The organism is Methylovulum psychrotolerans (assembly GCF_002923755.1).
In the GTDB taxonomy this organism is placed as follows: Bacteria; Pseudomonadota; Gammaproteobacteria; order Methylococcales; family Methylomonadaceae; genus Methylovulum; species Methylovulum psychrotolerans.
The window spans coordinates 465,591-474,889 of the sequence record NZ_PGFZ01000002.1; the positions used below are offsets into that span (position 1 = coordinate 465,591).

A 9,299-nucleotide genomic window follows, 5' to 3' on the forward strand; every position below is an offset into this window, starting at 1 on the left:
AGGGGTCGCGTTTGAATCGCGGCCTAAGCTTCGGTAAACCGCCATAAATGCGCACTAAACGCGCGTTAAGGCCACTTAAAATAGATGCCGTGCCTAGATTTTGCTGCGCATAAGATACGCTTAAAAATAAAGTTTGAGGGCAAACTATCGGCCTGATAAGCCTGCCCCTAAGCCTTGCCGTACATGGCTTTTAGGTTAATGTAGGGGCAAACTTTGCGGGTCTGTTAACGGCGTATTTTGGGGTGTCTAAATATGGGTTATCAGCCTTGGTTTCCTAAGCCGTCGCCTACTATGCCGAACCAACGGAAGTTGGGGCAAGCTATCGACCGCCAACTGCCGCCAGAAAATGCCCGTCAATTGATGGAGGCCTTCACCAGCGCACCCTTAAGCTTCCCGTCCATCGCATAATCCACCGTGACCGCCAGCAAGCCCATAAGCAAGGCCTTGTCCTCAATGTCGTCAAAGTGAATGCGCCCGTTGTCCAGAGCGTCCATAAGCTGAATGCCGCAAGTGCTGAACGCCGTTTTAAGGTCTTCGGGGCTGTTGGTGTCTATAGGCATCGACTGCGCCAAGTGCGCCAAGTGGGTGAAGGTTTGGCTCATCATGAGCTTATTAAAGGTTTCTTGGGGGGTAGGGTCTGTCATGGGTAAATCCTTGCCGGACTGCCCGGCCAATGGTTTAAGGGGTGGTGGAGATTTCCACCATGTATAAGTGCTGGCGGTTCAGGCCTTATAGTCCGCACATCGGCGCGGGTGGGTGTCCACCGGGCTGTAACGGGTCGGGCTGGCGATACACCGCCCGTTTATCAGCTTGGCGCACTGGTGGCAATAATGGCGGTCGTCGTCAACCGGGGCATGGCTATCATTTTGCGTTTGCATTTGGGTTTTGGTTTTTTGCGGGGGAACCCAGGGAACCGGGGGAACCGCCGCGTAATCCGTGGGCTGTGGCGGTTCCCTCTGGTTTTTAGGTGGGGGAACCAAGGGAACCGCCGCCAACTGGGCAAACAGGCCGTCAAGCATGGTCGCCCTCATCGGTCGGCTGAACCCAATACAGGCTATGCTTGCCGCCGCCCGTCACCGCCGTCTTTTTGGAACGCTTGCCTGCATCGCGCTCAATTAGCCATCCCGCGCTGTCCAAGGCATCCAACACGCGGATAAAGTCATAATTGCCGCCCGCTTCCCTGAGTGCCGCAGCGGTGAACAGGTAAACGCGTTCTTCGTGCTTGTCGCTGTACCAGCCCGCCCGGTCGGTTTTGGGCTTGTCATCTTTGTTGTTTTTATCGGTGAACTTGGTGTCGCCGTGCTTGAGGATGTACGCGGCGACATTCTGCAAAATCTGCTTATGCTCGGTGGCCCCTGTACCCCGCATGGTTTGCCAGCCCGTGAACATCACCTTGCAGGCCTCCAAGGCCGCGCCTGTCGCCCACGGCACTATGCCCGCCTCAACCGCCAATTCTCCCGCCATCGCATAAAGGGCGAAGCGTGAGGCCGCCCGTGCCGCCTGCGGGTCGCCGTGCGTAAATTGCGCCTCTATTCCGGCCAGTGTTGCGCCAAAGTCAGCACCGCCTTGGCGGATGATGTGTTCGATGAATTTTATCCCCGCATGTCCGTAGTGTTTGGCGCACTCGGCCTTAAGGTGGTCGGCCAGCCCGCGCCCGTCAACAAAGCCGTGCAGCGTGTCCAGTACGCCGAACTGCCGCGCCGCCGGGATATTGAGCAGGCGCACCAATTGCCCGGCCTTGGCCTGTTTGCCGCCTTCCTGCATCATCGCCGTGATGCTGCGTTCGCCCGTGGACAACAAGGACAACCGCCAGCGGTGTACGGCCCGTGCGGAACCGATACGGGTCGCCCGTGTTTTGCCCATGCCATTGCCCAAGCTGTAGATAATCGCGCCGACTTCACGCGGGTCGGCTTCGTTGATCTCGTCCAGGCACAGGCAGGTGTCGGAAAGCAGGGCGGCAACGCTTTCCAGCCCGTTCGAGGTCGCCCGCCATGTCCGCCTGAAGTCATCGCCGCCCCAGACAGACGCGCCCACGCAAAGGCTGGTGGTTTTGCCTATGCTGCTGTCGCCCACCCAATGCACCCCGCCCGACTCACGGCGAACCTTTGCCAGCAACGCACCGGACAACGACACGCACACCGAAACCATCAGCACCGGGTTGCCTTCGCACAATGCCGCCATTTCCCGCCATTGGCGGTAATCCCCGCCGCTTTTGGCCGCGCCGTCGGCTGACAGGCTTTCGCTCTGGAAATGGACTTTTTCCGTGCCGACAATCCGGTCATGCAACACAAACGCGCCGCCTTTGGCTGTCCAGCCCGTGCGGGTCGCCGCCAAGGTCACGTCTTTGGGGACTTGCCATTGTAAGTAAGCCGCCAAATGGTTGCGGTTACGCTGCTCGATCTCCACGCCCGCCGCCAGCAATTCGCCGCGTAGCTCTTCGCAGGAGCCGCGTAACAGCTCCATCGGCATGGCCCACTTGCGCCACCGCCCCAAGGTGTCCCTAAACCTGAGCAAACGCCCGAAAAACTGCCCGTCCTCGGTATTGGTCACGCTGTCGATATAGAGCGGCGAACAGACACGCACGGCGACTTGGGCGGGCGGGTTCCTTTTAGTGCCTTCGGTTTCGTAGCAATACCAGACACCGGGCTTACGCTTGGCCCCCAAGAAAAACCAATCGTCCTTAACGAGAAAGCAGGGCATGTCCAGCCCGCCAAACTCAAGCGGTTCCAAGCGGGCTTCATCGGCATCGTGCAATGGGTCAATGGCCGCGCCCATATCCGGCAGGGTTCCCTGGGTTCCCTCTGGCTTTGGGGTGGGGGAACCGCTGGAGGCCGCGCCATTGCTGGTGGTTCCCTTGGTTCCCCCGGTTCCCTCTGTTTTTTCGAGGCCGTCAACGGGTTTCGGTTCAGCAGGGCATTGATTAGGTTCTTTAGGGGTTAAGCTAACTTCCTCCAATTCAACTTTTAAGGGAACTGCCGTGGCAACGGCGGCGAAGTTTTTACCGCTCATAACGCGGCCCCTGCATTAACGCAATCATTCCAATCTTGCCCTACCGTCGGCGGTATCAGGTATTTGCCGCCGCAAGCCAAAGCCGCCGCCCGTGCCGCCTGCTGGCCTGTGCCGTTTGCGTCGTGGTCGCCCATGATGATGATTTCGGCATCGGGGTTCTTGGCGCGTACTATCTTGGCGACATTGGCAAGGTTTCCGGCATCGAAGGCAATAAACACCTGGTTGCCCGTGGCTTCATGCAAACTTGCCGCCGTGGCGAAACCCTCGGCAATCAGCACTTTTGCGGTTTTTTTGCCTAACCACCAAAAACAGTTTTTTTTCTTGCCGCCGCATAAAAAGCGTTTTGTGCCGTCCGGCTGGATAAGCTGTAAGTTAACCAGTGCCAGCGATTCATCATAAATGGGGATGATCAAAACACCCCTCAGACTGCCGCTGTCGCCCATTTTTGCACCGTGGGGTTGTACCTGCTTGCGGTGTAGGTAAAGGTTGCCAGCATCGGCGGAAACGGCGCGTTTATAAATCTTGTCGGCTTTGAATGCTGCGGCCTGTTGGCCTTCGGTGACGGCCTGTTCACGCGCCAGCCTATCGCGCTCGCACCGCTCCCGAAAATCCTGCTTTTCGGCCTCGGTGTATGTCTGCCCACGTTCGGCTTGCCATACCTCAAAAAGCCCGGTGCTGTAATCCATAAACCAGCCGCCACGCCCGTCCGGGAAAAGGAAGCACCGCGCCGCCTTGTTGGTTTTGGGCTTGTCGCGTCCGGCAAAGGCGATAATTTTGTCAGTGGTCATTCGGTCGGGCGGCTCCAAGCCAGCCGCGCGTATCATGTCAATAAATTCTTGTACTGCCATTTTGAAATGCTCCAAAATGACGGGTGCAAATTCCTTGGGCAATGGGGTATAATCAGTGTGTCGTCTGTTATGCCCCAACGCCCGAAGAAAGGCCCCGCCATTGGTTAAAATGTCGGGGTTTTTTTATGCCCAGCAATTGGTCTTTACTAGATAAGCCCCGTTTACGTCGCATCGGTCTAAAAAGCCCCGCGCCTCGGTGTCGGTGTCAAACTCCGGTGAAATACGGATATGCCTAAGATTTTCGCGGTCGATCACGATGAAAAAACAATCGGGGCCTTGGTTTATGAAAAGGCCTTCGGGTTCTCCGGCGCGGATAGGGAGTTGCTCGGTTGGATTTTGGGTGACGGTTTGTCCTGAATTTTGGACGGAATTTAATTGTGACTTGTTCATGCGGGTACTCCAATACTTAAATGGGGTAGCCGCCGATCATGCTTCCTACGGCATGGGCGGCGGGTTGAGGTGGGTGTAGGAATACTGGGTATTGGTAGCCAGCCAGCCTTTCGGCTGCCCAAAACAACCCGCCATGATGATAGACGGCATAAAGCCGCACAATATGACGCGCACAAAAAAGCCGCTGATGATTGCGGCGTGTTTACGCCAATACTAGCCAGGTTCCTACGCCCGACCGCTCCATGTGGGAACGGCAGGGAAAGCATAGCCCCGCTGCGGCCATTGGTCAAGGCAATCTGGTGTATTTTGCACTGGGCGCAAAATTCCGCTGAGTGCATCAAGCCGCCTGGCTGTTCCGAAGTTGAAGCAATGCGTTGATTTTTATAGACTGCGCAAAAATGCGCCGAAGGTGAGTTCATGGCTTAGCCTCCTTGGACAGCAAAACATAAGATGCCACACGGTGGTTAACTTTTCCGCCAGTATCGACCACCCAATGAGTAACGATATTATGTCCTTGCTCGCGCAACTCCTGAACACGGCCAGCGGGGTGCATGATGTCCAGTTCGCGCCGCGCCTCGGCTGTCGAGAGCGATTTGGTCAAAAGCCACGCCAATATTCTCTCGCGCTGTGCGTGGTTTTCGGTGCTATAATTGACGTGCGATTTTTCAAGCCCTCTGCCCGCGTTCGCCGCGCGGGTGGTATCTGATTTTCCCATTACGCCGCCTCCCCATTGCCCAATGCGGAAAAGCCATGGGCATCAATGTAAGCCATGTATTTTGCGGCCAGCCAGACCTTGCCGCGAGGTGTAACCATTAGCGTATAGCGAACCTTGCCCCCATACGGCTTGTCGCTAGGTTTGTATCTAAAATACCCAGAATTCACATACCGCTGATAAGGCTCGTTATCTTCCGATACAATCCCCTGCTCACGCAACCAGGCATAGAATTGCTTCTCACCCAAGTCGATGATGTCGTTTGATTTGACGAACTCGCGGATTAGGATTTCACCCGCCTTTATACTGGCTTCGTTGCTGGCACAAATTAATTCATCTTTATGTTTGATAGTGGCTTTTTGGCTTGTCACCAAAGCAAGTGCCGCCTTTTCTGATTTCTTAGCCTCAATCCAAGCCTTGGCGGCTTCAATTTCGTCGGAAAAGTTGGGCAGCTTTGGCTGCGCGGATTCCAGTTCATGCCAACGCTTTACAATCGCCGCCCGGTATTTGACTTCGTAGCCTGAGATAAGAATATCGGTGTGGTAACGATCTAGCAGGACTTCCGACCAGTAGCCGCGATTGTCTAAGACAACCGTAATGCCTTGAATTTGTTCATGGTCTAAATCTTGACCATCTTTTAATCCGTAAAGACTTATAAGTAACTGGTCTTTAATATCCTTGTGAACGTGTTTTTTCTGCTTGCCCGTCAACGTTGCAATATCAGTCGACGACATGGTTAAACTGGAATGCAAAAGCATTTGTTGTGCATTGTTCATTACTCACCGCCCAATTTAACGATCAATGCGCGGATGCTTTCGACGCTCCAGGCAGTCGTCCGCGCACCCAACTTGACGGGTGCGGGATATATCCCTTTTTTTACCCCCGCCCACCAGGACGAAGCCGAAACTGGAATTATCGGCGGAATGGGCGGGTTAGATTTTTTGTCGCCTACGATTTGTTTAAGTCGCAAATATCCCGTTTCCGGCAATTGCGGCGGCAATGGTGGGCGATTAATTAAGCCCAAGTTTAATGTTGATTTTGGTGCTGATGCTGATGCTGATGCTGACGGTATCACTATTGCCTCCAGGGCATGTTTAAGTGAGCCCTATGGTACTGTCACGACGTTGTTGGACGTAGTCACTTGTCTTTGTTTTTTTTTGGACAATAGAATCAATATATTGATTTTGTTGATTAATTTTTTTATAAAAAAGATTTTTCAGGGAATAAAGTAGGCAAATGGCAGCATTGTTTAACATCTTAAATCACCCCGCCGTTTAAGATATTAAAGCGTCATGGGCAAGCCATCGCGCCAGTACCCCGTTACGCCCTTGCTCATCTATTGGCACAGCCCACTATCTCCGTCTTCTGTTATGCAAACAACAATTTCAGCAGGATTTAGCGGGTTTTTATGGGTATTTCTTATACATCTATAATAGGAATGGTCGCTTGCTTTAACCCCACACATGCACAAATAAGAAATGTCTTGATCTACAATGCCCGCATTGCAGAGCGAACAGCTATATTGAATGCCCGTATGGGTTTTTCGGCTAAGAATACGCCCTGAGCATACTCTGCAAATATGATCTTCAATTGTGTACATTGGCTTAACTCATTTACGCAATTTTACGGAACGGGAGAGCATCGGCCTCAATTCGGCGGTCAGCCTAGCGGGCTGAGCGGTTACACTGCCACTTATACCGCTACAAATGACGGTGTGTCAATGTATCTTGTTGCACTTCATTGGACAATAAAAAACCCGCCAAGCCCTTGCAGCTTGCGGGTTTCGCTACTTCGTTAAATCTGTTTGAATCGAACTGGGGTAGATGGCTTTGCAGGCCACTTACTCCTACTTGTCGCCACGTCGGGCTATCCGGTTAAATAGCATTTAACTAGCCTTTTGAGTGCGTAGCAACACGATATTAGAATTGTCCATATTCACTAACAAGTTAAGCCTATCTCCTAACACGCACCATGCTTCTGCCTGTTCCTCTTTCAGTTCTTGCCGCTGGTAAATACGTTTAACTTTGTTTTCTTCGGTGTGGTTCAGGCATTTTTCAATCACATCTGGCAGGATTTTTAATTTACCCATTATTGTCGCTCCGGTGCGCCGTAAATCGTGCGGTGTCCATTTTCCGCCTGTTAGGACTAAGGCTTGTGAATCTTTAGAGCGGTTACTAAATATTGCGGTGGTTTGCCGCCCGTCTATTTGTTTGGTGATAGACTTATCACACACATGGCTTGACCCGTCACGGTTGGGAAAAAGCCAAACATCATGGGTGGCATAGTGCCTTAATGCCTTGAACTGACCTAAAGCAAAGTCCGATAAGTAGATTGTGTGTGCCTTGCCGTTTTTGCTGTTGGCTTCGGGTATATTCCACGTTTTACCCTCAAAATCCACGTCCGCCCATTGTGCCTTTGACAGTTCACCGATACGGCATAGGGTCGCTAAGGCAATCCAGATAGCGCATTCGGTAGATTTCAATAAATTGGCATCGGGCAACTGCCGCGCCAACGCCCTGATCTCGATCTCGCTTAGGGTTCTATCCCGTTCGGTTGGCTTGGTGGTGGTTTTTGTAACGCTAAGATTTGCGGTTGGGTCAAACTCGATAATGTCGCGGTCAACGGCAAACCGGAACATTTGCCGCATTAGCTTTAAGATGTTTCGCGCCGTATGTACGGCATCACGTTGCTTTAAGGTGTCGGTCACTTCGGTGATATGCCCTTTTCGTACATCCTCGACAAACAAAAGGCCTAAGACGGGCAACACGTCTTTTTCAAACATTCTGATGATTTCTTTAATATCTTTGCGTTTGGTTAAATCGGTATCGCGCCAACGGATAAACAGGGCGTTCACCGTGACCCGCGCCTTAAGCTTGGTTATGGCCGCTTGCTCATCAAGTTGCTGTTGCTTCGCCCGCTCATCTTTTAGCTTTATCTCAAGGTTCGGGTCAAGCCCTTCTTTTAACATTTGCGTGTAAGTATCGCGCTCTTTTCGCGCCGATGGTAAATCATCGGCTTTTAGAGTTAGCCATTTTTGCTTACCCTCAAAACGATAGAAGAAACGAAACGACACCGCGCCGCCATCTGTTGCAGCTCTGACCCTAACGTACAAATTGCCGCCATCGGGTATTAACTGTTCTTTTTCGGTGGGTTTTAGGTGCTTAAAAGTCAGTGGTTTTATTCTGCTGATAGCCATTTTTTGAGTCCCCTTGTCGTTTTGACAAGCGGTAGGGCTTTGCCAAAATCAATAAGTCAGTTTGATTTTTCGGGATAGCATTCGGGATAGCAAAATAATTGTATTTAGCTGGATTTTATTGTACCTTGTTGGACGCTAATATCAAGCAATGTAATGAATATAAAGGGTAAAAATTGTTTTTTTGGGTCTTATTGAGTCGTAATGAACAATGATTCACTGTTCTGGGGGACAAGTGGTAGCAGGTTCAAATCCTGTCGTCCCGACCAATAACTTGTAAGATATTGTTTTTGTAGGTTATCTCAAATATGCTATTTCAGGTACTCATACGGGTACACTTTAGCGAGTTATTGACGTTAAAACTGATAAACGCCTTAATGTCTCCAGTTATTCGCACTCGTTGCGGTAAGCGCAAAAAAAACCGCCAATAGAAGCGACTTCTCAGTCTCATCAGGTCTGATTGCTACATTATCATATCACCTTAGCCGGTTACCTTTAAACTCCCCTTCGTCGTCTCGCTAGCATCAAAGCAATCCCCCCACGCGTACTGTTTAGATTCCCTTTTTTATAGTCCTCAAAAATTCTTTTTATAGCTCCGAAAGACTCCAAGTTCCGGTTTGGGCTTTGGATACGCTTAAATTAGCAACAATCATTACAATGATGCTTATTGTACCGGATTAATAGGGTAGCTAAAAATTCATTGATACCAAATTAAATCAATTGGTTACGCATTAATTGCTCAGCCAATCTGAGTGCATTTGCTTTGCTGGATAGGGTTTTAGCACGTTATTATAGGATAATTGCCCTATTTTTGATTGTGCGACATACTGGTTTTTAAACAAAATCAATTGGATGGATTTTTTAACACACCCCATAATCCGGTACAATCAGGATTGATTCATAAACACACTTCCCGAAGAAAGCCCTTGGGTTTGGTTTGATACCGTACAGACCGGCGGCTTTTTTTTGCTTATCATTAACAAGAAGTGATTGGTATCACAATTTGTGTTGCTGTTTATGACCATCGGGTCATAGCCAAATATGATTGTCATCAATAGACATCTTTCCTAAATGTTGCTGACTATATAAACGTTGACAGGTTAAAATACCAAGCTTTATCCTGACCCACCAAAAAGCCATGAAACCG

The 9,299-nt window shown here is 50.9% G+C and carries 10 protein-coding genes; 1 reads left to right on the plus strand and 9 read right to left on the minus strand.

Translation table 11 applies throughout. The features are described from left to right. Positions 1–353: 353 nt before the first annotated feature. The 8 genes from AADEFJLK_RS07950 to AADEFJLK_RS07980 all read right to left on the minus strand — a co-directional run bounded on the left by AADEFJLK_RS07950 (position 354) and on the right by AADEFJLK_RS07980 (position 5,735). A complete protein-coding gene (locus tag AADEFJLK_RS07950; protein WP_146054533.1) occupies positions 354–644 on the minus strand; it encodes a hypothetical protein in 291 nt (96 codons plus the stop codon). 78 nt (positions 645–722) lie between these two features. Further along, positions 723–878 (minus strand): hypothetical protein, encoded by a 156-nt coding sequence (locus AADEFJLK_RS24425; protein ID WP_170065057.1) that lies wholly within the window; start codon positions 876–878, stop codon positions 723–725. Between the two features lie 133 nt (positions 879–1,011). After that, entirely contained in the window at positions 1,012–3,009 is a 1,998-nt protein-coding gene (locus AADEFJLK_RS07960) for a DUF927 domain-containing protein (RefSeq protein WP_103973869.1), read from the minus strand. Further along, positions 3,006–3,857 (minus strand): toprim domain-containing protein, encoded by an 852-nt coding sequence (locus AADEFJLK_RS07965; protein ID WP_146054534.1) that lies wholly within the window; start codon positions 3,855–3,857, stop codon positions 3,006–3,008. Before AADEFJLK_RS07965 ends, AADEFJLK_RS07960 begins: the two co-directional genes overlap by 4 nt. Before the next feature lie 123 nt (positions 3,858–3,980). After that, the gene (locus AADEFJLK_RS07970) at positions 3,981–4,247 is read right to left on the minus strand and encodes a hypothetical protein (protein WP_103973871.1); all 267 of its coding nucleotides are present in this window, start codon (positions 4,245–4,247) and stop codon (positions 3,981–3,983) included. A 45-nt stretch (positions 4,248–4,292) separates the two neighbouring features. Continuing rightward, positions 4,293–4,421, minus strand: coding sequence for a hypothetical protein (locus tag AADEFJLK_RS25850; RefSeq protein ID WP_282957357.1), 129 nt, complete (start codon positions 4,419–4,421; stop codon positions 4,293–4,295). Between the two features lie 241 nt (positions 4,422–4,662). Continuing rightward, positions 4,663–4,962: a helix-turn-helix domain-containing protein gene (locus AADEFJLK_RS07975; RefSeq protein ID WP_103973872.1), complete on the minus strand. Its 300-nt coding sequence runs from the start codon at positions 4,960–4,962 to the stop codon at positions 4,663–4,665. Next, the gene (locus AADEFJLK_RS07980; RefSeq protein ID WP_103973873.1) at positions 4,962–5,735 is read right to left on the minus strand and encodes a phage antirepressor KilAC domain-containing protein; all 774 of its coding nucleotides are present in this window, start codon (positions 5,733–5,735) and stop codon (positions 4,962–4,964) included. The genes AADEFJLK_RS07975 and AADEFJLK_RS07980 overlap by 1 nt, the downstream gene beginning before the upstream one ends. Here AADEFJLK_RS07980 and AADEFJLK_RS24430 point away from each other — a divergent pair. Further along, the gene (locus AADEFJLK_RS24430; protein WP_170065058.1) at positions 5,706–6,191 is read left to right on the plus strand and encodes a hypothetical protein; all 486 of its coding nucleotides are present in this window, start codon (positions 5,706–5,708) and stop codon (positions 6,189–6,191) included. The genes AADEFJLK_RS07980 and AADEFJLK_RS24430 overlap by 30 nt on opposite strands. A 653-nt stretch (positions 6,192–6,844) precedes the next feature. On the opposite strand, the gene AADEFJLK_RS07990 is transcribed toward AADEFJLK_RS24430, so the two are convergent. After that, a complete protein-coding gene (locus AADEFJLK_RS07990; RefSeq protein WP_103973875.1) occupies positions 6,845–8,155 on the minus strand; it encodes a tyrosine-type recombinase/integrase in 1,311 nt (436 codons plus the stop codon). Positions 8,156–9,299 lie beyond the last annotated feature (1,144 nt).